Source organism: Thermodesulfovibrionales bacterium (genome assembly GCA_035686305.1).
Classification (GTDB): Bacteria; Nitrospirota; Thermodesulfovibrionia; order Thermodesulfovibrionales; family UBA9159; genus DASRZP01.
Genome location: DASRZP010000032.1, coordinates 1 through 20,941 on the forward strand (window position 1 = coordinate 1; position 20,941 = coordinate 20,941).

The following is a 20,941-nucleotide window of genomic DNA, read 5'->3' on the forward strand; positions in this document are numbered from 1 at the left end:
CTCGGGGTCTACCACAACCGCCACGTCCCCGAAGTTCTTCGCAGCCGCCCTGAGCATTGTCGGTCCTCCGATGTCAATGTTCTCGATAGCCTCTTCAAAGGTCACGTTTGGTTTCGAAATCGTTTCTTCGAAGGGATAGAGATTCACAACCACCATATCGATCGTACCGATCCCGAACTTCTTGATGTCCTCCATATCCCTTGGGTTACTCCTCCTCGACAAAAGTCCGCCGTGGATCTTCGGGTGGAGCGTCTTCAGCCTGCCGTCGAGCATCTCGGGGAATCCCGTGTAGTCAGAGACTTCGGTCACCGGAATACCCGCCTCACGCAGGGTCTTCGCGGTCCCTCCTGTCGACAAAATCTCGATCCCCCTCGCCGACAATGCCTGCGCAAAATCAACGACACCTCGCTTGTTCGAGACACTTATGAGCACCCTCTTGATCATCCTCTTCCTCCTCTATCTTTTTCGCTTATTACAGCTTGACTCTCTCAGAGCGATATCTAAAGGATACCCTTTTCCTTGAGACTCACATATTTCCCGTCACCAATGATCACATGGTCAAGGACTGCTATGCCGATGATGTCGCCAGCGCTCTTCAATCTTTCGGTAACGGCGATATCATCACGGCTCGGCGCAGGGTCGCCGCTCGGATGATTATGGGCAAAGATGACCGAGGCCGCGGACTCCCTGATCGCCTCCCTGAAGGCCTCCCGCGGATGGATGAGGGAGTTCGTGAGCGTTCCTTCCGACACCCTGACCTCCCGGATGAACCGGTTCTTTGCGTCAAGGAGCACAGAGAGAAAGACCTCTTTCTTGTGGTTTTTGAGCCGGGGCGCAAAATAGGAATAGACCGAAAGGCTCGACGAAAAGAGTGGATTGTCTTCGGACGATTCACCCATGATCCTCTTCCCCAACTCAAATGCAGCCTTCAACTGGGCTATCTTGGCAGTACCCAGTCCCTTGATCTCAGACAGGTCCTTGATTGAAGACCTGTCGATATTCCCCAGGCCCCTAAAGGTGTCGAGGAGTCCCATTGCCAGATTCAGGACGCCTCTGCCCCTTCCGCCGGTCCCGAGGATTATCGCAAGGAGCTGGGCGTCAGAAAGGCTCTCAGCACCGAATTTCATGAGTCTCTCCCTCGGCCGCTCATTCTCAGGCCATTCCTTAACCTTTGGGTCAGACATTATGGATGAGAAATTTCACAATTCATTTCACCCTTGAACCCTGATTCACGTCTCTTTCAGGAGTGAGGATCGAGCAGGTCCCGTCCTCATCGGTAGCGGCAAGGAGCATACCCTGGGATTCCACTCCCATAAGCTTTGCCGGCTTAAGATTTGCGACAACGACAATCTTCTTTCCGACAAGATCTTCAGGGCTGTAAGACTTTCCTATCCCTGCCACGATCTGTCTCTCTTCGCCGGTGTCTACTCTCAGCCTTATCAGTTTATTCGACTTCTCGACTCGCTCGGCGCCGATCACTTTGCCGATCTTCAGTTCGACCCTTGCAAAATCCTCTATCCCTATCAACCCGATCACCCCTTGTTCGCTCACCTGATCTTTCTCCTTTTGCTTCTGAACTTTCTCTTCTTTCTTTTCGATCCGGGGAAAGAGTTGATCGCCTTTGGAGGTCTTGTTGCCACTCACGGTTATTTCTCCCCACTCCGGCAAAGCATTCATTTTCGTGATGTCGGTCTTTATTCCCAGTTGCTTCCAGATTTTCCCTGCCGTCGACGGCATAAAGGGATAAACATTTACAGCCACAAGACTAAGGGCCTCGGCAAGGGTGTAAAGGGTATTGAGAATTACCTCCTTATCGTCTTCCCGCCACGGCGCCGAATAATCAATGTATTTATTGAGATCATGGATAATCGCCCAAAGATAGCCGAGGGCTTCACTGAACCTCAGCTGACGCAAAAAGTCGGAAAAGGCTCTCACTGCGGTTTCGGCGAACCGTCCCTGAATCCTCTTCTCGAAAAACCTCTCTTCTGCGCTCTCCCGGTCCTTGCTGTTCATCGGCAAAGGGACTTCGCCGCCATTAAACTTCTCGATCATTGTGAGAGAACGGCTCAGGAGATTCCCGAGGTCGTTTGCAAGGTCCGTATTGATCCTGTTGACAAGGGCCTCCTCTGAGAAATCGCCGTCAAGGCCAAAGGGCACTTCCCTGAATAGGAAATATCTGAATGCATCGACTCCGTATTTATCGACCATCGCCTGAGGGTCTACAACATTGCCGAGAGACTTTGACATCTTCTTCCCCTCCACAGTCCACCAGCCGTGGGCAAAGATATTTTTGGGCAGAGGGAGGTCAAGGGCCATGAGCATGGTGGACCAGTAAACAGCGTGGGTTGTGAGGATGTCCTTTCCGACGAGGTGGTGGGAAGCCGGCCACCACCCCCCCCTCTCCTCCCCTTGGCAAGGGGGGGACGCAGGGGGGGTGGTCTTGTCAGAACCCGGCGAGAGATACCGTGTTGCGGAAAAGTAATTCACCAGTGCATCAAACCAGACATACGTCACGAAACCCTCGTCAAAGGGGAGGGGGATGCCCCAGGAGAGCCTCTGCTTCGGCCTCGAAATACAGAGATCTCCGAGTTTGTTGTTCCTCAGAAAACCGAGGACTTCATTCCTTCGGGTTTCGGGAAGGATATAGAAGGGGTTGTTTTCTAAAAGGGTGATGAGTCTCTCCTGGTATTTCGACATGAGGAAAAAATAGTTATCTTCGTGTATCTCCTCGACGGGTCTTCCACAATCGGGACAGTTGCCGCCGACGAGTTCCTTCTCTGTCCAGAACCTCTCATCAGGGGTGCAGTACCAGCCTGCATAGGTCCTCTTTTCTATTTCACCCCGGTCCCAGAGCATCTGCATGAGTCCCTGAACAGTCTTGATATGCTCCCCATCGGTGGTCCGAATAAACGCGTCATTCGATATGTCCAATATCTTCCAGAGGCCCTTGAAGTTCTCGACCATGCGATCGGCGTGTTCTTTGGGACTGCGCCTCCTTTCGGCTGCGGCCTTTTCGACCTTCTGGCCGTGCTCATCAGTACCCGTCAGAAAAAAGACCTCCTTCCCAAGAAGCCTGTTCCACCTTGCCAGGATATCGGCAGCAATCGTCGTATACGCATGCCCTATGTGAGGGATATCATTCACATAGTAGATGGGTGTCGTCACGTAAAACTTATCACTCATCTCCGGGCCTTTCTCTCATGCCGCCTCCGTCTGCGATGCCTTCTCCCAGGACCATCTTTCTGAGCCGCTACCGCTGCGGGTTTGTCGTGCTCCATCTCTTCCCTGCCGGACCGTTCCGCTTCACCATGCCCTGCGCTTTCAGAGGGTTTCGGTGACGGCTCCTCCCGAGCACCCCTCTGTCCCGCTGCTTCAGGCGCAGGAGGACGATGTGATCTGCGGTGTCGTGAGTGTCTTCTGCCCTGTTCCTTGGGAGTCGCGGCAATGTCTCCCTTCGCCGGCAAAGAAGGTTCTTCAACAATAACGGACTCGGCGCCTTCATCCTCGTTCACCGTCGTTGTCAGTTCTTCTTCCCGGCAGGCATCTTCGGCCTTTTCACCCTCGGAATATTCATAACCAAGGCAGCACATGAGCCTTCCGCAAACGCCTGAGAGTTTATTTGCATTCAGGACCAGTTCCTGACTCTTGGCCATCCGTATGGATATTGGTTCAAAGGATGTGAGGAAGGTCTTGCAGCACAACTCCCTTCCGCATATCCCGAGCCCGCCGACAATCTTTGACGCATCCCTCACGCCAACCTGCCTCATCTCAATACGCGTCTTGAACCTTGCAGCCAGGTCTTTGACAAGTTCCCTGAAGTCTATCCTCCCGTCGGCAGTGAAATAGAAGACAAATCGCTTTCTGTCGAGCGTGACTTCCGTCGAGATCAACTTCATCGGGAGACCCCGTGCCATAATTCTCTCGATGCAGTACGCCATGGCCTCCTCAGCCACGCGCTTATTTTCCGATTTTTGTTTCAGGTCATCTTCTGTCGCCTTCCTGAGGACCTTCTTCAACTCCTTTGTCCCTTCAGCAAGGGCACGTCTTCCGACAACGACGCTGCCCATGCTCAGACCGAGTTCGGACTCCACGACGACGACGTCTCCCTTTGCAACTTCAAGGCCGTTAACCTCAAAGTCATAGATCTTGCCGCAGTTCTTAAACCTTATCCCAATAACGTCAGGCATGTAAACTCCTCTTCGTAACGCGCCACGAGTAATGTATAACGGGTCTTTCCGACAGATCACCCATCAGGCACGACCCATGACGGCTCTGATGATCGAGGCTGTATAATTCCAGGTGATCGACTTGTTCAGATTAAAATCGAGCCTCCCCCTCAGCCGATTTATCTTCGTATACGACTCCATGAGAGAAATGAGGTCTCCTGATCTGCTCATCTGTGAAAGGTCGTCTCTCATATCATCGTGAATAAAGATCCCTTCACTCCCCATCACGTTCATGATCGCCAGGTCCCTCATCCACGCGATCACGAGATCGAACCATTGCTCCATCTCGTCCCTGTCAGTCCAGATCTCATTATTCCCTTCGATCATATTCTGAAGGAGTTGAAGGAAACGCGTGCGTTCATTCAGGAGGTCGGAAGAGAGCGCACGTCCCGGTCTTCCCATGGAAAGTCTGACGACCGTAGAAAGAAGACGGTCGGTGATCTCCAGTCCCATTCCTTCTCCGCCGCCGGCAGCCTGTTGTTTCCCGGTGACCGATTTTATGACGCCTGCACAAGCTTCCGTGGGAAGAGGTGTAAACTTGACGTTCGAGCAGCGTGACCTGATAGTCTCAGGCATCCTGCCGGGATTCGACGCGATCAGAATAAGAAGACTGTCCTCCGGAGGTTCCTCAAGTGTTTTGAGAAAGGCGTTGGCAGCGGACTGGTTCATAGTGTCGGCATCATCGATAATCACAACCTTCTTCTTCCCTTCATAGGGTTTAAAGGAGAGCGCGTCTTCCACACTCCTTATCTCGTCGACTCTTATTTCTCCCTTTTCAGGGGCGACGATGACAAGATCGGGATAAGTTCCGGCGTCGATCTTCTTGCATGCACTGCAAACATCGCAGGCATCGACATCTTTGAGACTGCCTCCCTTAACGTTGGCAGGCGTCGCGAATAACCCTTCACTATTCTTCAGACAGTTTATCGCCTTTGCAAGATTAAGCGCCGTAAACCTCTTCCCTATTCCTGATTCCCCGTCAAAGAGATAGGCAGAGGGGATCCTGCCCCTTTCTAATGTCCCGAGCAGGATGCTGACTGCCCTGTCCTGACCTATAACGTCCCTAAGAGCCATAATAACCGGCAGATACTGCAACAAACCTCTTCATTTTTCAGGAAATCCCCTCCTTTTTTCTCTAAACGATTATAACCTTATGGGAAGCGAGTTGACAAGGGTTTGAGAGGAGAGGATATCGGTGCAAACCGCCCCATGGGAAGCTAAGAGCCTGTCTCTTTGACGAAATGTTATAGCTTCTTCCCGCTGAACTTCGAAAGCTCCTTCAGTCTCTTCACGACCCCGGCAAAGCCCTCGATATCAAGAGACTGGGGGCCGTCGCAGAGTGCCTTCTGAGGGTCGGGATGAACTTCAACCATGATACCGTCAGCGCCGCATGCCATCGCAGCAAAACAGAGCGGTGGAACATAATTCCTCACCCCTGTAGCGTGGGAAGGGTCTATGATTATCGGGAGATGGGAACGCTCATGGATGACGGGTACAGCGGAGATATCGAGAGTATTTCGAGTAGCATTTTCAAAGGTGCGAATCCCTCTCTCGCAGAGGATAACGTCGTTGCAACCTTCCGAGAGAACATACTCTGCAGACATGAGAAACTCCTGGATCGTCGTCGACATGCCCCTCTTCAGCACAATAGGTTTGCCGAACTTGCCGACCCTCCTGAGGAGGGAAAAATTCTGGACATTGCGCGCGCCTATCTGCAAAGCATCGGCATACTCACCTACCATCTCAACGTCCTCGGGGTTAATGACCTCGGTGACAAAGGGAAGTCCGGACTCCTTCCGCGCCTTGGCAAGCAGCTTGAGCCCTACCTCTTCGAGCCCTTGAAAGGCATAGGGGGAAGTCCTTGGTTTGAACGCTCCACCCCTGAGCATCTTCGCCCCTGCCTTCTTTACCTTGAGCGCGGTCTCGACGATCTGCTTTTCGGTCTCTACCGAACAGGGCCCGGCTATGACCCCAAAGTGCCCTCCACCAAAGAAGGCGCCATCAACGGCGACAACCGTCGGCTCTCTCCTGATCTCTCTGCTCGCAAGCTTGTACGGCTGGAGGATAGGAACAAGCTTCTCGACACAGGGTATGGCCTCAAGGGCCTCGAGCAAGTGCTTATCCCGGTCATCGCCTACCGCACCGATTACTGTCCTTTCTACACCAACAATGGCATGGGGAGTAAAGCCCTGCTCCTTGACCTTTTTCATGATCAGATCAACAGTCCTTTTCTTGCATCCTGGTTTCAGGACAATGATCATACGGTCTCCTTTCAAAGGGAAAAAGCCACAGAGGTCTTGCGGCCTGTGGCTTCATCATTTCTTTCACCTGCGCCGTTGCGAGCGGCAGCGCTCCCTCAAATGCGCGACAGAAGCGCACAATCACAGGAACGAATAAGGAAAGCGCCGACAAACCATACCTTACAATACACCTCTCCCCGGGCCTCTGTCAACGGGAAACGACCGGAAAGTCCCGATTTCTTTGTGTAGGAGATGGAAATGGTCATAAGGCACAGAGGTCTATGAGATCCTTACGACAATGGGAGGCAGATCGGGGAGAGTTTATGTATAATACGTATCAGATTTGAGATACGGAGTGGCAGTTGATCAGCAGGAAAAGTAAACGACAAGAAAGGAGGTGAACAACGAGATGAGGATACCTTTTGCAAGGCAGGTTTCCTGGTACCTGGTTGTTGCCATGTTTCTCATTGGGATAGCGCCGCGGCTGGATGGGACTATGATACCATCTTCAATCGTCGCTCCTTCCCCTTCTGAAAGGGCTGCTGATCTTGAGCAGATCCGGAAGGTGCTGGAGATGAAGATGGTGCGGGAGAGGCTCGCCCAGTTTGGTTACACCAGTGAAGAGATCAAGGCGAGAGTTGATTCCCTCAGCGACCATCAAATACACGAGATTGCCAAAGAGATCGATGACCTTCGCGTCGGGAAGGACGCCGGTGGCGTGATCTTCGCGATCATTATTATCGCCCTTGTCGTAATTGCCATCCTCTATTTTACGAAGCGTAGGATCGTTATACAGTAATGAGTAAGGGCAGTTCAGACGTGATGGGATTCGTCTTATCGGCCCATCACCCATTGCAGAAGTGAAGGCCTATGCAGAGAGCTTTGGTCGTCTTTTTGTTCCTCGGTGGCCTTATCTCAGGATGCGCCGCGACACACGGGATTACCGACGAGGATCACTACGGGCCAGTTCGGATGATAGGGAATGTTCCCTATTATCCTCAGGAGGAATATCAGTGCGGCCCCGCTTCTCTTGCAGGGTTGCTGAACTTCTGGGGCGTTCCCGACACCCCTCAGGATATCGCAAAGGCTATTTACAGCAGGTCAGCAAGGGGCACCCTGAATATCGATATGCTTCTCTACCCCCGCTCAAAGGGGCTTCGTGCATCCCACTATTCAGGCGGATTGGATGACCTCAGGAGCAAGATAGATTCCGGGTATCCCCTTATCGTCCTCGTGGACTATGGCTTTTCCGCCATGCAGGTAAACCATTTCATGGTGGTCATTGGTTACCGTGATCATGCGATAATCGTGAATTCAGGAAAGCTTCAGAAGAAAGTCATCCCCGTGGAGGAGTTCCTGAAGTCCTGGCGGAAGACAAACTGCTGGACGCTCTTCATAAAACGGAATGACTGAAACGCAAGGAATCAAGAGCGTGAGACGGAGGGTGATACGCTCATTTCCTTATGTGGCCCTGTGGGCACTGGTTGCTGCTTACGGTGCTTTTTTTGTCGGGTGCTCCCTTCCGAGAATCATCATCCTTGATGACCCCCTCAGTCCCGAGGAGCATATCAATCTCGGCGTGGCATATGAAAGAAGGGGCGAGTTCGAGAGTGCGATAAAGGAATATGAGGCCGCTGCAAAAAAGTTGCCCGTGGCATATCTCTATCTCGGGAATGTCTTTTTTCAGAAGAACGATTTGGGGAACGCGGAGAAGTGTTACCGCATTTCGATCGAAAAGGATCCCGGAAACGCTGACATTTACAACAACCTTGCCTGGCTGTACTATACAAAGAAGGAAAACCTCGACGAGGCCGAGGGTCTCGTCCTGAAAGCAATGGAACTTAATCCTGCGAACAAGGTCGACTATCAGGATACCCTTATGAAGATACGAGCGCTAAGAACCGTTCAGACTCCCCATCTCTGATCTTCTCCTTTCCATCTCTGGCTTTCCGTGAGCAGCTGGAACGGCATAGTATTTCAATCCAGTTCTTATGCCAGCAATTAATGAACGACGAATGACAATATCTCACTGAGTACTTTTCCAAAAGACTAAGAAAGAATGAAGAACTGAGGAAAGTGATCGAGTATTGAAATCGTTAATCCCCTTCAAACTCCGTAAGGGCGAAAACTTTATACCCTTTCTCTTTCAGTTTCCGGGACCCGCCGATGTCGGGAAGGTCGACGATGAAGGCCATCTCGGCAACGATGCCCCCCAATTTCTCGATGAGCGTCGCTGAAGCAAGCGCTGTCCCTCCGGTGGCAAGAAGATCATCGACGAGGAGCACCCTCATCCCTTTTCCGATGGCATCTCTATGTATCTCTATTCTGTCAGTGCCATATTCAAGCTCATACTCGTGGCTTATCTTTTCCGCAGGGAGTTTTCCTGCCTTCCTTATAGGGACAAAGCCTTTCCCCAGGGCATAGGAAAGCGCGCCGCCGATGATAAAGCCCCTCGATTCTATGCCCACGATCGTATCAAAGCTCAGATCTCCCCCGATATATCGCTGGGCAAAACTGTCAATCACGAGCCTGAAGCCCACAGGGTCCTTGAGGAGCGTGGTTATGTCCCGGAACATGATCCCTTTCTTCGGGTGATCCGGTATTGTCCTTATCTTCGATTTGATCGGCATCCTTTTCCCCCTCTTATCTGCATTCACACTCAGTACCGTTAATCCTCGACAGCGTTTTTAAAAGGAGCATCTTTACATTCTCGGCATTCTTCTTCATGATCGAGAGTATCATCTCCCAGGTAACAGACTCTTCCCCTTCCTTCCAGCAGTCATAGTCCGTTGACATGGCTATTGTCTGGTAGCAGATGCCAACCTCCCTCGCCAGGATAACCTCGGGGACCGTTGACATGTTGATCACGTCAGCGCCTAGTTTCCTGAACATAAATGATTCAGCTTTCGTCGAGAACCGTGGCCCTTCGATCGTAACGACGGTCCCCTTAGCGTGATACCTCAACTTTAGTTCCTTTGCAGAGGAAATGAGGAGCGAACGGAGATTCTTGCAGAAGGGTTCTGCCATTGGTGTATGGATCACCGTTTCGTCATGGAATGTGAGGGGCCTGTGCTTGGTGAAGTCTATGAACTGATCGGCAAAGACAAGGTCACCAGGTTTTATCTTGTCCCTCAGGGAGCCTACGGCTGTGGTGGCAAGGATGTGGGTGCATCCCTCCTTTTTCAGGGCATAGATATTCGCCCTGAAATTGACTCCTGTGGGATATATGGAATGATCCTTCCCGTGCCGGGCAAGGATAACGGTCTCCACGCCATCGATCTTCCCGACAGTGAGAGGGGAAGAGGGGCTGCCATAGGGGGTTTTCACTCTTCTTTCCTTCTGGTCTTTCATCAGTCGAGGATCGTCCATCCCGGAACCGCCAATAATACCGACCTTTATCGTCGACATGATCTCTCCTTGCCGAAAGGGATTCAGTAAGAAGATAAAAGAGAGGGCTCTTCAATGTCAAGGGAAAGACCGCGGCTGCCAAGAGATCTTGTGCCGAGAAGCGGATTCGGTCACCGATGAAGCAACTCTTGGTCAGTGGGAGATGCCGGGTCCCGCTGACAACTCCCTTGTTATAGCCGCAACCTTTCTTGGTTCCATGGCGGCCATGACCGCACCGGCCTTCTTACTCTTCATCATCCGCATGATTCTTACTGCGGTGTTCTCATCGAGGACGGAAATCCTGGCAGCTGCGTCTTCAGGAGGCATCGCCTCATAGACCTTGACCAGATGGGTGAGCTTTTCGTCCCTGGACTGGTCGATCTTCTTTACTGTGGACTCGAGCTGGGTCAGGAGTTTTGTGTATTTCTCTATCTTCTCCTCAACGTCCTTCTTTAAGGCGTTGATCCTCTCTTCCTCCTTCTTGAGTGCCTCCTCCTTTTCCCTGAGCTCCTTCTGTTTCTTTTCAACAAGCCTTACTACGTCGTCCTGTCCGTAACCAGGGCCCGAAAACAGAAAACAGGACATGGTGACGATGAGAAGAAGGAGGGCGATGATTCCTGTCTGAAAAGCGCAGCCCATCGATTCCTGATTGACTCTTTCAGTCATTTCCTCAGTTTCCTCGCGATATAATCGTAATCTGTCTCCTTCTGTTCGTTCAGACTCGTCTCTTTCACCATTGCCCGGAGCATCTTGTCATGGAGTATCTCGAAGAGCCTTTTTTGCTTATAGGCCTCGATCATAGCCTTCTGTTTTCTTTCAACCTCCGAAAGCTTCTGATCAACATGCTCCTTCTGCTCCTCCATCTGTTTGTTGAGATGAGCGTAGTAGGTATAAAAGATATCCATATCAGCGGGGCTCACCGCTCCTGATTCCTGCTTGGTCCTGAACTCATCAAGCACCTTCTCTGATACGCATCTTATCGAATCCAGTTTTATGTTCTCGGCATCCAGTTCGGCCCTGCTCTTCTTGGCCTCGATCTCGAGCTGTTCCTTTGTAAACCCCTTCAGTTCGAGGATCTTCGATATCCGTTCAAGGCTCATCCCCTCATCTCCTTTCCTTCAAAGAGGAAATAGAGACCCTGGAGACTATCGCCAAGGTCCCTCCTCTCGCTCATTCCCTGCCTCAGGTATCCCTTGAGGTCGTCGATCATTCTTATGGCATAATCGACCTTGGGGTTCGACCCCTCCTTGTATGCGCCGAGGCTGATCATGTCCTCAAACTTCTTGTAGATGGCGAGGGTTTCGACAAACTTTGATGCAAGCTCACGGTGCTTTGAGTCGGCAATGTCCGGCATCACCCTGCTAATGCTCTGCAGCACATCTATCGAGGGATAGTGGTTCTCCATGGCCAGTTCCCTGGACAGAACGATATGGCCGTCCAGGATCGCCCTTGCCGAATCTGCCACGGGTTCCGATAAGTCGTCGCCTTCCACAAGAACGGTGTAGATACCGGTAATGCTTCCGCTACCCTCGGAAGTACCCACTCTTTCAAGGAGCTTCGGGAGTAATGCAAAAACGGATGGGGTATACCCTTTGGCTGTGGGTGGCTCACCGATGGCCAGACCTATCTCCCGCTGGGCCTGGGCAACGCGGGTCAGCGAGTCCATGAGGAGCAGCACATCCTCTCCCTTGTCCCTGAAGAACTCGGCCAGGGCGGTGGCAGCGAGGGCAGCCCTCACCTTTGCAAGAGGCGGCTGCTCGGACGTAGCAACGACAACAACCGACCGTTCACTGCCCTCCCTGCCGAGGTCCTTCTCGATGAATTCCCTCACCTCTCTCCCCCTCTCACCGATGAGGGCAATAACGTTTACCGATGCCCCGGTATACCTCGCCATCATTCCGAGGAGCACACTCTTCCCCACCCCCGACCCGGCCATGATCCCGATTCTCTGCCCCTTACCACAGGTGAGAAGACCGTTAATCGCGCGGATGCCGAGGTCAATGGACTCGGAAATCCGCCGCCTTTTCAGGGGATGGGGCGTTGACGCAAGGAGCGGATAATCAACACCCTTCGTGGTCCCTTTCCCGTCGATAGGCTCGCCCCTGTCGTTCATCACCCTGCCCTTCATCGAAGAGGAGACCCTGATAGAGACCTTTTTGCCGATCGTGAGGACCCTGTTGCCGAGCCGTATGCCTCCGACCTCTCCCACAGCCATCAGGAGGGCCTTGCCGTCCCGAAAGCCGACAACCTCGGCGTCAAGGGAACCGGTATCAGTAAATATCCTGCATGATTCTCCGATGCTGGCCCTCACGCCTGTCGCCTTGATGATGATCCCCGTTATCTCAACGATTCTTCCATAGACCTTCATGGTCTCGGCCATCGAGGCAGCATCGAGATAGGGCGATAAGTCAATCGCTGGCAAGGCGGTCTCCCATATCTTTGATGAGATTCCTGATCTGCTCATCAATGTCCGTCACAACCTCCTCGACCGGACCCATCACCACGGTCCCATAACTCGGGACGGAAGGGTCAACATCAAAAACGACTTCCGGATGGATAGAGAGAAGGTCAGGTTTATATTTCATAAAAAGGTCATAGAGCGAGGGATTTATCTTTACCGTTATCTGTCCAGAGCGTTCGATACGTGAAAGAGCCTCTCTTGCCATCCCGACGATCTCTTCAGGCCGCGTTTCAATCTCTTTGAGGACGATCTTCCTTGCCAGACTAACAGCAAGCTCGATAACCTGGGTCTCCGTTTCTCTCATAACGCTCTCCTTCAGGGTTGTGAGGTCCACTAGTATCGCCTCCAGTCTTTCGAGCATGACCATCACCTTTTGCTCACCCATGACTAACCCGGCCCTTTCCCCAGTCTCAAATCCTTTTTCATAGGCCTCCCGCTCGATGGCCTCAGCAGAATTACGGATAGAGGGATTGAGCTGCCCCCTGACAGCCTTGTCGAGTGGCGGCATGTCAAAGGGGATGATCTCCTTCCCGCTCACGACCCGGCTCTTATTCAACAAGTTCTTCGCCGCCCCTTCCCGCAAGGATGAGTTTCCCTTCTGCTTCCAGTCTCCTCGCCACCTTGACGATATTCTGCTGCGCCTTCTCAACGTCGGAGACCCGGACAGGCCCCTTTGCCTGCATCTCTTCCTTCACGATCTGTGCAGCCCTCTGCGACATGTTCTTGAATATCTTTCCCTTCATTTCTTCAGTGGTCGTCTTGAGACCAAGGCAGAGGTCCTCTGTGCTTATCTCCTTCAGGATCATTTGGATTCCCCTGTCATCGATCTTGACGAGGTCGTCAAAGACGAACATCATCTGCCTGATCGAGTCAGCCAAGGCATCGTTCTGCTCCTCGATCCTTTCGAGAACCATCTGTTCCGTTGTCCTGTCTGAATGGTTAAGTATCTCGGCAATGACCTTTGAGCCCCCGAGTTTCTTCCCCTTGCCTTTGCTGATCTCCAGTTGCCCTTTGAGGACCTCATTCAGCTCTTCGAGGGCGCTTTCGGGTATTCTTTCCGTTGTCGCTATCCTCATCGCCACGTCAGCCTTCAGCTTTTCCGGTAGAGAAGCAAGGACCTCGGCCGCCTGAACAGGCTCAAGGAGGCAGATAATAAGGGCAATAGTCTGGGGATGCTCGGCCTGGATAAAATTTGACAGGGTTTTCGAATCAAGCCACTTCAGTGCGTCGAGGGGACTTTCCTTCGAAGCCATTTCGAGTATCTTCACAGCCCCGTCTTCTCCCAGCCCCCTAGAGAGAATGCTCTTGACGTAATCCTCTCCGCCCACGCGGACGTCTCCCCGCGACAGCATCTCAGAGACCTCTTTGAATATTTCATCGACGATGGCCCTGCTTACGGTCTGAAGCCTCGTCATATGCGTCGTTATCTTCCCGATGGCCCGCGAGTTAAGCCCCTTGAGGACCTCCGAGGCCGCTTCCTCTCCTATGGAGCTCAGGAATATGGCAGCCTTTTCATATCCGTTCAAGGCCATCACTTCTCCTCTATCCAGTTCTTGATAAGGTCAGCTGCCTCTTTTGGATTCTTCTTCGCCCATTCGATGAGGTTTGCACCCGCAGGCTTTCCTGCCAGTTCCAAAGCCTTCTCTATCTCTGCGACTGTCTGAGGCAACTGGACCGGGGCCCTCTGCATGACGGGGGAAGCCGTCAGCACCTTCATGAGGGGCCTGAAAACGAAGAGGAAGACCATGATGAGAGCCAGGAGGGGAACAAAATATTTTGCAGCCATCGACACATAAGCGATGATATCGGTCTTCGGTTCGGGCAACTCCTCCTGCTGGGGACCTTCGAAGGGCATATTCACTACCCTGACATCATCACCCCTGTCCGCGGTGAAACCGACTGCATTCTTAACCATATCTTCGAACTTCTTTATCTCCTCCTCGGGACGGGGGGCGTATTTCTTCTCTTTTGATCCCTGCTGGGCAGTGTAGACGCCGTCGACGAGAGCGATCACCGAGAGTCTCTTGACATCGCCCGATGCATTAACGACATGGCTCGTAACCTTGCTAATCTCATAATTGATCGTCTCGTTCTTCCTCTCCGACTGCGCCTGTGAAACGGCCGCTTGTGTTGCCGTCTTGCCGGGCAGGTTCGATGCTGTTCCCGGCACGCCTCCCGTGGTCCCGTTTGTTGTCTTCTCAGCGTTCCGCTGTTCGCTCCTTACCACCTGGCTCTCCGGATCAAAGCGCTCCTCGGTCTTTTCGATCTTTGTCAGGTCTATCGTTGCGGCGACTTTTGCCCTGACCTTACCCTTTCCCACGACAGGCTCAAGGATGCCCACGACTCTGTTTTCGAGTTCCTTCTCGAGGGTATGCTGATATTCGAGCTGTCCGCTCGTCATCCCCAATCCGTCATCAGCAGCAGTCAGCATCTCCCCTCTGCTGTCAACAACGGCCACGTCCTTCGGGTTCAGGCCTTCAACACTGCTCGACACAAGATGGACGATTCCCTGGACCTGGCTCTGGGAAAGCCTTCTCCCCTGTCTCAGCTTGATGAGCACCGACGCCTTCGGCCTGTCTTCATCCTTGGTGAAGAGTGATTTCTCAGGGACGGCAAGATGGACCCTGCACTGTTCAACTTCGGCCAGTGCACGGACCGTTCTCGATAGTTCACCCTGCAGGGCCCGTCGATAGTTCAGTTTCTGCACAAAATCGGTCATCGTAAAGCTCGTTTTATCAAAGACCTCGAAACCGATGCCGCCTCCCTGGGGAAGGCCCTGGCTTGCGAGTTGTAATCTCAGGTCATAGACCTTGTCCGCGGGCACCATGATACCCCCGGCAGAGACTCTGTAGGGGATCTTCTGCTCGTTTAGCTTCTGGATTATCGATCCAGAGTCTTCTTCTGTCAGGTTCGAGTAAAGGAGCTGATAGTCAGCCTTCTGCGACCACGTGAAGAGGAGGATGACCGCAGTGATTGTCAGGGCAACAACGACGAGAAGAATAATCTTCTTCGGCGTAGGCAGCGTCCTGAGCCGTTCACCGATATCAGCAATACCGGCCATCAGACCTGCATCCTCGTGATCTCTTCATAGGCGCTCAGTAGCCTATTCCTCACCTCGATCATCAACTGGAAAGACATGTCAGCCTTCTCCATGGCGATTATGGCCTGTGTTACGTCCCCCCCCGATGCCAGGTCCTTGACTGCCCGATCAGCGTCGTTCTGAACCTGGGAGATCTTCCCCATGGTCTCTTTCATGATCTCATCAAAGCCGCTCCCTGACTCCTTGCTCGTGCTCCTGGTCTGCGAAAGTTCCTGACCGGTCTTGAGTCCGCCAATCTTCATGTCAGACATCACACCCTCCCCAATTCCAGAGACTTCATAAACATGGACTTCGACATGTTGAATGCAGAGACCGACGCCTCATAGGCCCTGAAGGCCATCATCATGTTCGTCATCTCTTCGAGAATATTGATGTCAGGCATCGCCACATATCCCTCATTATCAGCGTCGGGGTGAGAAGGGTCGTAGACCTTTTTCGGAGGGGCATCGTCTATCGTGACATCGTCGACCCTGACACCGTACATTTTTCCAGGATCTGACTCTACCGTCATCGTCGCAAAGACCACGTCCCTTCTCTTGTAGGGTCCACCCTCATCGGTCCTTGTGGAATGGACGTTTGCCATGTTCGATGAAAGGACATTCATCCGTTGCCTCTGGGCGTCAAGGGCAGACGCACTGACCTTGAGAACATCAAAGGTATTCATTACTGCCTCCTCAAAGCGTTCTTGAACATCCCTATGCTCTTCGTAAGCATAGTGACCCCTGCCTGAAAGAGCATGGCGTTCTCCGTCATCTTCGCCACTTCCATGTCGAGTTCAACGTTATTCTTGTCGCCCCAGGACTCTCCTGCCTCTGTCTCCATCTCCGGAGACGATCCTGAACCGGCAGTCCGCTGGTGTCCCAGGGACGTTGTCTTGAGTTCCAGGGTCGCATCATCAAGGGCCTGATTGAATTTTACATCGAGGGCCTTGTAATTCGGCGTGTCAACATTTGCGATATTTGAGACAATAACGCCATGCCGTACCGTCGTGTAGCGTATGAGGTCTGTCAATATTTTGAATTCGTCGCCCATAACTCTCAATCTATATCAAGAAACATACCAACCGTCCGTTTCTAACAGAGAGGACGAGCAAAGGACGACGGGGGAATTTTGCTGACTCTTTTCCAACGTTCAAGCCTCTCAGCTTCACCGCTTCGATCGCTCCCGGTACTTTTTACCCAGTGGGAAATTTTTGCCCATATTCGTGGAGCTTGTTTCGTATTGTCCTTACGCTGACACCGAGTATCTTTGCAGCCTTCGTCTTATTTCCATCCACATCCTTCAGAGTCTGCATGATGAGTTCCTTTTCCATGTCTCGTATCTTCCCGTTCACCGCTGTCCTTGCAGCACTGCCGACATTGTCGAGCATGAGATCTCTTGCCTCGATGACCTCACCTGAACTCAGGAACACCGCCCTCTGTATGACATTCTCGAGTTCCCTGATATTCCCCCGCCAGTATCCGTTCATGAGGAGATCTATTGCCTCGTCTGAAAAGTTCTTTGGGTCCCTTCCGGCAAAGACAGAGAACTTTTCGACAAAATGGCTTGCAAGGAAGATGATGTCATCGGGTCTCTCCCGAAGCGGCGGCACCTTGATAGGAAAGACATTCAGCCGGTAGTAGAGGTCTTCTCTGAAGCGGCCTTCCATGCATTCATTGTAGAGATCCCTGTTCGTCGTGGCGATTACCCGCACGTCGACGGGTACAGTCTCCTTTCCTCCAACCCTGTCAATCTCCCTTTCCTGGAGAACCCTGAGGAGTTTCGCCTGGAGCATAATCGACATCTCGCCGATTTCGTCAAGAAGGAGGGTCCCTCCGTCTGCGAGCTCAAATCTCCCCTTTTTCCTGTCTGTCGCACCGGTAAAGGCGCCCTTTTCGTGCCCAAAGAGCTCAGATTCAAGGAGGTTGTCAGGGATGGCAGCGCAATTTACAGCAATAAATGGTTTTTCAGCCCTTCTGCTCATCCGGTGGATATACCGTGCCAGGAGTTCCTTTCCCGTTCCGCTCTCACCCTGAATCAGTACGGTAATATCACTGCCCGCAAGGTTCGCTGCAAGGACCACGATCTTTTGCATTTCGAGATTTGCCGTAAGGATACCCTTCTCATATCTGCTCCTCGCCATGATTGAATCGATGGCTTTCTCCAGGGTATCGAAGGAGAAGGGTTTCATGAGATAATCCGTTGCGCCTTCTTTCATGGTCTCTACCGCATTCTCTATGGTCCCAAAACCTGTAATAACAAGCACCGGAAGGTTCCCAATGCGGCGCCGAACCTCTTTCAGGAACTTGAGTCCGTCCATTTTCGGCATCTTCATATCGGTCACCACGAGGGAGAAACCCGCTTGCTGAAGCTTGGCAAGGGCGTCAGATGCGGCCTCGCAAACCGTCACACGGTGGCCGAGCCTCTGGATCGCTTCTCTCAGTGCGAGTCTCATCTGTGGATCATCATCAACGACCAGTATCGGTTTTACTTCCTCTGTCCTCATTCATCCTCCGGTGTCAAAAAAGGGCAATAATTTCGTCGCGCATCTGTTACATGCCTCATGAGACTCCTTTGTCGCCGGAACCCGATGGAGCCGGATCATCGGGGAACCAGAGGCTGAAGGTGCTTCCCTCTCCTTCCTCGCTCTTCACCTTGATATAGCCATTATGAGTCTGCATGATCTTGGACGCAATCGCAAGACCAAGCCCGGTACCCGCATCCTTTGTGCTGAAGAAGGGATCAAAAATCTTCTCCATATTCTCCTTCCCTATCCCCTCACCGGTATCGGCAACTTCAACGATGACAAAACCTTTCTCCCTTCTCATCGTCACCGCCATATTCCCGCTATCGTGCATAGCCTGAATAGCGTTTATAACAATATTCATAACCACCTGCTTCAGGAGTTCTCCGTCTCCTGATATCTCGCAATCAAAGACCGACTTCTCGATCCTCACCTTCCTCGATTCCATGAGAGGGATAAAGAGCTCTGTCGAATCCTCTACCACGCGATTCAGCCGAATCCTTCTCATCGCAGGCTTGTGGGGCCTTGCGAAGAAGAGCATGTTGGTGAGGATATTATTGAGATTACCGATCCCCGTCGAGATGCCCCGGGCAAGCTCTTTATGGCCGTTGTCCTTGAGTTCCTTCTCGAGCATGCTCGAGAACAATTCGATGCTGCAGAGCGGGTTCCTCACTTCATGGACAATCTTTGCCGCCATCTCCCCCATCGCAATGAGTCTCTGGTTTCTTTCGTGGTGCACCTCCAATTCCCTCAGCCTCGTAACATCCTTTATGAGAATCACGTTCCCTCTGAGAAATCCCTCGGAGTCCACGACAGGAGAATGGGAGAGGATAATGCTGTATTTTTTCCCGCCCGCAAAGAGATAGGTGTCAGAGCCATCTTCCCGTATTGAGAAATCGAGATCCTCGAATACCCTTCCTCCGATGTCGGCGAGCGTGACACCGAGAAGCTCCTCAGCCGACTTGTTAACCATTGTCACCCTGTTATCAGGGTTAATCACAATAATCGCCTCCTCGAGGTTGTAGAGGATTGCATTCAGGTAATCCTTGTTCTTTTCAGCATCGGCCAGGGCCTCATTCAGTTCTCTGTTCTTCTTTTCGAGCTCAGTGGTCAGGTGTCTGACCTTTTCCTGAAGGCCCCCATAGTAAGCCTCGAGGCTCTTTGAGGCCTTTGTAAAATTAAGGAATGCTTCATTGAGAAGTTCTACATCCATTCAGAACCCTCCGCCAGCCTTTTCTGTCAGATGCGCCTCTCTCGCGTTCGCCGCAGCGACCCTGCCGAATATGTCATTCCCCACCTGGATATTCCCCAAGGCCTCAAGGGACTCTTTCCCCTGAGTGAGGAGCGATATACGGTAGAAGGCCCATGCTGCGTCATCGGCAGGGACCCCTTTCTCTCCCGTCTGTTTCGCAACGGCCTCCCGGTAGTATTTCAGGGAATCGGCCCTTCTTCCCATCTCATAAAGGCTGTCGGCAAAAGCAATATAGGCCTTTGGCGGTCCACCGACTTTTGCAAGGGCCCGTTCATAGAAATCAAGGGTCTTTTTCATGTTCTTTGACGACCTCATCATCCCTGGGAGCAGGAGAAGATCCTCCTGCCGCAGCTCTTTGATCGCAACGAGCGAATCGAGGGCCCTTTGATAGTCTCCGCCCTGATAGTATATTTTTGCCCTAACCCGCAGGATGCCGTCATTGGTGTCCTTAACCCTTAAGGAGCCAATGGATCTTTCTGCGGCAGCAGTTTCTCCCAGGTCTGCGTAGTAGTCTGCGAGGAGAAGAGTGGCCTGGGCCTTTATATTCTTGGAACCATGCCTTTGCAGCCACAGGCAAAGGGAGATGAATTCCTTACCCGAGTTCCTCAACAGGCCTGCCATTTTCATGAGAGATTCTGCACGGGCTGGTTCCATAAGCCACTGTCCAACGGCGTGCCAGAGTTTCAGAAACCCTTCGGCATCCTTCTCCTTCACTCCAAGAAGAAGAGCTTCGCATTCGTCGAGGGCCCTTTGATCCGGGGAACGTCTGATTACAAGCTCTTTGAGCAGGGCAACGGCCTCGCTTAACTTGCCATCACGCCTATAGAGGGTTGCCAGCATGAGAAGGGCGGTGTCATAGTCCTTTCCGTACGGATACTTCTGTTTTATCTCAAAGAGCCGTGCCCTTGCGTCTTCCTCTTTCCCTGTCTTCACGAGGAGATCAGCAAGGGAGAGGAGCACCTTGCGTCTGAGGACCCGGTCCTGGGACTGGAGGGCAGAATTGAAGAACCCGATGGCATAATCAAATCGTGCTTCTTCCACCGCGATAAGTCCGAGAGAGAGATCTGCCCGATACTTGAAGGGTGGGACCTTAAGTGCAGTGAGATAGGCCTTTGCATCTTGCAGCCTACCCAAGAGCCTGAAGTTCTCTCCGATGTTATACCGCGTTTCATTCGATAAGATGGAACATTCCCTGCTCTTGCCGATCAGGGAGACGTAGAGATCGTGTGCTTCATCAATCTTACCCATTGATTGAAGGGCATTAGCCTTTCCGAACCGTGCCTGACAGGTGTCGCCTGACTTCTCATAATGCCCGAGGGCCTCATTGAAGAGGCCGCTCCCGTAAAGGGATTCTGCGAGACCGAAATGTGCCCGTTCGCGAAAGGGAGAGTCGGGAAAGTTCTTCAGGAACAGCATGAAATTCGTGGCCGCTTCGGAATCATACTTCATCCGCTGATAAGCCTCAGCCATATCAAGAAGGGCAAGCTCCTTCATCTCACTTCTGGGGGCGTAAAGATAGGCCAGCCGCAGGTGTTCTATCGAAGAATACGTCTTCTTTGCAAGATCAAGGGCCTTTGCATAGGTGTAGTGGTATAGGGGAAGCTCTCGGGCAGTCGGCGTGTAAGCTGAGAGCATCCCGACGGCTTCAGCAGACTTCTTTGCCGCAACATATTCCCTTGCCCTCTCGAGCGCTTGAGGTTGAACCGTTGTATTACCGGCTTCGATCCCGGCAGGAACCAGCAGCAGGATGGCCCAAAGGAGCAGTCTCATGG

Annotated in this window: 23 protein-coding genes; 3 read left to right on the forward strand and 20 right to left on the reverse strand. The window is 52.3% G+C overall.

Translation table 11 applies throughout. The features are described 5' to 3' along the window. The 6 genes from purH to aroF form a co-directional block, all read right to left on the reverse strand. Window positions 1-444, reverse strand: a 444-nt coding sequence (purH, locus tag VFG09_03495; GenBank protein ID HET6514197.1) for a bifunctional phosphoribosylaminoimidazolecarboxamide formyltransferase/IMP cyclohydrolase, incomplete at its 3' end; no start/stop codon positions are given. Window positions 445-500: 56 nt separating this feature from the next. Then, window positions 501-1,184, reverse strand: a complete 684-nt coding sequence (gene radC, locus VFG09_03500) for a DNA repair protein RadC (protein ID HET6514198.1) — start codon at window positions 1,182-1,184, stop codon at window positions 501-503. 22 nt (window positions 1,185-1,206) lie between these two features. Then, window positions 1,207-3,183 (reverse strand): methionine--tRNA ligase, encoded by a 1,977-nt coding sequence (gene metG / locus VFG09_03505; GenBank protein ID HET6514199.1) that lies wholly within the window; start codon window positions 3,181-3,183, stop codon window positions 1,207-1,209. After that, complete coding sequence (locus tag VFG09_03510; GenBank protein ID HET6514200.1) at window positions 3,180-4,187, reverse strand: stage 0 sporulation family protein; 1,008 nt, start codon at window positions 4,185-4,187, stop codon at window positions 3,180-3,182. Before VFG09_03510 ends, metG begins: the two co-directional genes overlap by 4 nt. A 63-nt stretch (window positions 4,188-4,250) precedes the next feature. Next, window positions 4,251-5,321 carry a DNA polymerase III subunit delta' gene (holB, locus tag VFG09_03515; protein HET6514201.1) on the reverse strand — a complete coding sequence of 357 codons (1,071 nt, stop codon included), beginning with the start codon at window positions 5,319-5,321 and terminating at the stop codon, window positions 4,251-4,253. A gap of 149 nt (window positions 5,322-5,470) precedes the next feature. Next, window positions 5,471-6,487, reverse strand: a complete 1,017-nt coding sequence (aroF, locus tag VFG09_03520; GenBank protein HET6514202.1) for a 3-deoxy-7-phosphoheptulonate synthase — start codon at window positions 6,485-6,487, stop codon at window positions 5,471-5,473. Window positions 6,488-6,875: 388 nt separating this feature from the next. Here aroF and VFG09_03525 point away from each other — a divergent pair, with 388 nt between their 5' ends. The 3 genes from VFG09_03525 (at window position 6,876) to VFG09_03535 (ending at window position 8,390) form a co-directional block, all read left to right on the forward strand. Further along, window positions 6,876-7,265: a PA2779 family protein gene (locus VFG09_03525; protein HET6514203.1), complete on the forward strand. Its 390-nt coding sequence runs from the start codon at window positions 6,876-6,878 to the stop codon at window positions 7,263-7,265. A 71-nt stretch (window positions 7,266-7,336) separates the two neighbouring features. Next, window positions 7,337-7,879 (forward strand): C39 family peptidase, encoded by a 543-nt coding sequence (locus VFG09_03530; protein ID HET6514204.1) that lies wholly within the window; start codon window positions 7,337-7,339, stop codon window positions 7,877-7,879. A gap of 31 nt (window positions 7,880-7,910) precedes the next feature. Next, window positions 7,911-8,390: a tetratricopeptide repeat protein gene (locus tag VFG09_03535; protein ID HET6514205.1), complete on the forward strand. Its 480-nt coding sequence runs from the start codon at window positions 7,911-7,913 to the stop codon at window positions 8,388-8,390. 172 nt (window positions 8,391-8,562) lie between these two features. On the opposite strand, the gene VFG09_03540 is transcribed toward VFG09_03535, so the two are convergent. From VFG09_03540 to VFG09_03605, 14 genes are all read right to left on the reverse strand, one after another. Next, window positions 8,563-9,096: an adenine phosphoribosyltransferase gene (locus VFG09_03540; GenBank protein ID HET6514206.1), complete on the reverse strand. Its 534-nt coding sequence runs from the start codon at window positions 9,094-9,096 to the stop codon at window positions 8,563-8,565. Window positions 9,097-9,109: 13 nt separating this feature from the next. After that, window positions 9,110-9,874 carry an S-methyl-5'-thioadenosine phosphorylase gene (mtnP, locus tag VFG09_03545; GenBank protein ID HET6514207.1) on the reverse strand — a complete coding sequence of 255 codons (765 nt, stop codon included), beginning with the start codon at window positions 9,872-9,874 and terminating at the stop codon, window positions 9,110-9,112. Window positions 9,875-10,006: 132 nt separating this feature from the next. After that, the gene (locus VFG09_03550; GenBank protein ID HET6514208.1) at window positions 10,007-10,519 is read right to left on the reverse strand and encodes a hypothetical protein; all 513 of its coding nucleotides are present in this window, start codon (window positions 10,517-10,519) and stop codon (window positions 10,007-10,009) included. Then, window positions 10,516-10,953 (reverse strand): flagellar export protein FliJ, encoded by a 438-nt coding sequence (gene fliJ / locus VFG09_03555; protein ID HET6514209.1) that lies wholly within the window; start codon window positions 10,951-10,953, stop codon window positions 10,516-10,518. Before fliJ ends, VFG09_03550 begins: the two co-directional genes overlap by 4 nt. Next, complete coding sequence (locus tag VFG09_03560) at window positions 10,950-12,275, reverse strand: FliI/YscN family ATPase (GenBank protein HET6514210.1); 1,326 nt, start codon at window positions 12,273-12,275, stop codon at window positions 10,950-10,952. The genes fliJ and VFG09_03560 overlap by 4 nt, the downstream gene beginning before the upstream one ends. Continuing rightward, window positions 12,262-12,870: a FliH/SctL family protein gene (locus VFG09_03565; GenBank protein HET6514211.1), complete on the reverse strand. Its 609-nt coding sequence runs from the start codon at window positions 12,868-12,870 to the stop codon at window positions 12,262-12,264. Before VFG09_03565 ends, VFG09_03560 begins: the two co-directional genes overlap by 14 nt. Then, window positions 12,863-13,846: a flagellar motor switch protein FliG gene (gene fliG, locus VFG09_03570; protein HET6514212.1), complete on the reverse strand. Its 984-nt coding sequence runs from the start codon at window positions 13,844-13,846 to the stop codon at window positions 12,863-12,865. The genes VFG09_03565 and fliG overlap by 8 nt, the downstream gene beginning before the upstream one ends. Beyond that, window positions 13,846-15,375, reverse strand: a complete 1,530-nt coding sequence (fliF, locus tag VFG09_03575) for a flagellar basal-body MS-ring/collar protein FliF (GenBank protein ID HET6514213.1) — start codon at window positions 15,373-15,375, stop codon at window positions 13,846-13,848. Before fliF ends, fliG begins: the two co-directional genes overlap by 1 nt. Then, a complete protein-coding gene (fliE, locus tag VFG09_03580) occupies window positions 15,375-15,665 on the reverse strand; it encodes a flagellar hook-basal body complex protein FliE (protein ID HET6514214.1) in 291 nt (96 codons plus the stop codon). Before fliE ends, fliF begins: the two co-directional genes overlap by 1 nt. Next, on the reverse strand, window positions 15,665-16,078 hold the full coding sequence (flgC, locus tag VFG09_03585; GenBank protein HET6514215.1) for a flagellar basal body rod protein FlgC: 414 nt from the start codon (window positions 16,076-16,078) through the stop codon (window positions 15,665-15,667). The genes fliE and flgC overlap by 1 nt, the downstream gene beginning before the upstream one ends. Then, on the reverse strand, window positions 16,078-16,446 hold the full coding sequence (gene flgB / locus VFG09_03590) for a flagellar basal body rod protein FlgB (GenBank protein HET6514216.1): 369 nt from the start codon (window positions 16,444-16,446) through the stop codon (window positions 16,078-16,080). The genes flgC and flgB overlap by 1 nt, the downstream gene beginning before the upstream one ends. A gap of 142 nt (window positions 16,447-16,588) precedes the next feature. Further along, complete coding sequence (locus VFG09_03595) at window positions 16,589-17,899, reverse strand: sigma-54 dependent transcriptional regulator (protein HET6514217.1); 1,311 nt, start codon at window positions 17,897-17,899, stop codon at window positions 16,589-16,591. A gap of 55 nt (window positions 17,900-17,954) precedes the next feature. Beyond that, entirely contained in the window at window positions 17,955-19,130 is a 1,176-nt protein-coding gene (locus tag VFG09_03600) for an ATP-binding protein (protein HET6514218.1), read from the reverse strand. After that, window positions 19,131-20,939 carry a tetratricopeptide repeat protein gene (locus VFG09_03605; protein HET6514219.1) on the reverse strand — a complete coding sequence of 603 codons (1,809 nt, stop codon included), beginning with the start codon at window positions 20,937-20,939 and terminating at the stop codon, window positions 19,131-19,133. Window positions 20,940-20,941 lie beyond the last annotated feature (2 nt).

What these genes read in the sequence shown, in the direction of transcription:
- radC (HET6514198.1), bottom strand. Translation starts at nt 1,184, where the DNA reads ATGTCTGACCCAAAGGTTAAGGAATGGCCTGAGAATGAGCGGCCGAGG.
- metG (HET6514199.1), bottom strand. Translation starts at nt 3,183, where the DNA reads ATGAGTGATAAGTTTTACGTGACGACACCCATCTACTATGTGAATGAT.
- VFG09_03510 (HET6514200.1), bottom strand. Translation starts at nt 4,187, where the DNA reads ATGCCTGACGTTATTGGGATAAGGTTTAAGAACTGCGGCAAGATCTAT.
- aroF (HET6514202.1), bottom strand. Translation starts at nt 6,487, where the DNA reads ATGATCATTGTCCTGAAACCAGGATGCAAGAAAAGGACTGTTGATCTG.
- VFG09_03525 (HET6514203.1), top strand. Translation starts at nt 6,876, where the DNA reads ATGAGGATACCTTTTGCAAGGCAGGTTTCCTGGTACCTGGTTGTTGCC.
- VFG09_03530 (HET6514204.1), top strand. Translation starts at nt 7,337, where the DNA reads ATGCAGAGAGCTTTGGTCGTCTTTTTGTTCCTCGGTGGCCTTATCTCA.
- VFG09_03540 (HET6514206.1), bottom strand. Translation starts at nt 9,096, where the DNA reads ATGCCGATCAAATCGAAGATAAGGACAATACCGGATCACCCGAAGAAA.
- mtnP (HET6514207.1), bottom strand. Translation starts at nt 9,874, where the DNA reads ATGTCGACGATAAAGGTCGGTATTATTGGCGGTTCCGGGATGGACGAT.
- VFG09_03550 (HET6514208.1), bottom strand. Translation starts at nt 10,519, where the DNA reads ATGACTGAAAGAGTCAATCAGGAATCGATGGGCTGCGCTTTTCAGACA.
- fliJ (HET6514209.1), bottom strand. Translation starts at nt 10,953, where the DNA reads ATGAGCCTTGAACGGATATCGAAGATCCTCGAACTGAAGGGGTTTACA.
- fliG (HET6514212.1), bottom strand. Translation starts at nt 13,846, where the DNA reads ATGGCCTTGAACGGATATGAAAAGGCTGCCATATTCCTGAGCTCCATA.
- fliF (HET6514213.1), bottom strand. Translation starts at nt 15,375, where the DNA reads ATGGCCGGTATTGCTGATATCGGTGAACGGCTCAGGACGCTGCCTACG.
- fliE (HET6514214.1), bottom strand. Translation starts at nt 15,665, where the DNA reads ATGTCTGACATGAAGATTGGCGGACTCAAGACCGGTCAGGAACTTTCG.
- flgC (HET6514215.1), bottom strand. Translation starts at nt 16,078, where the DNA reads ATGAATACCTTTGATGTTCTCAAGGTCAGTGCGTCTGCCCTTGACGCC.
- flgB (HET6514216.1), bottom strand. Translation starts at nt 16,446, where the DNA reads ATGGGCGACGAATTCAAAATATTGACAGACCTCATACGCTACACGACG.
- VFG09_03595 (HET6514217.1), bottom strand. Translation starts at nt 17,899, where the DNA reads ATGAGGACAGAGGAAGTAAAACCGATACTGGTCGTTGATGATGATCCA.
- VFG09_03600 (HET6514218.1), bottom strand. Translation starts at nt 19,130, where the DNA reads ATGGATGTAGAACTTCTCAATGAAGCATTCCTTAATTTTACAAAGGCC.
- VFG09_03605 (HET6514219.1), bottom strand. Translation starts at nt 20,939, where the DNA reads ATGAGACTGCTCCTTTGGGCCATCCTGCTGCTGGTTCCTGCCGGGATC.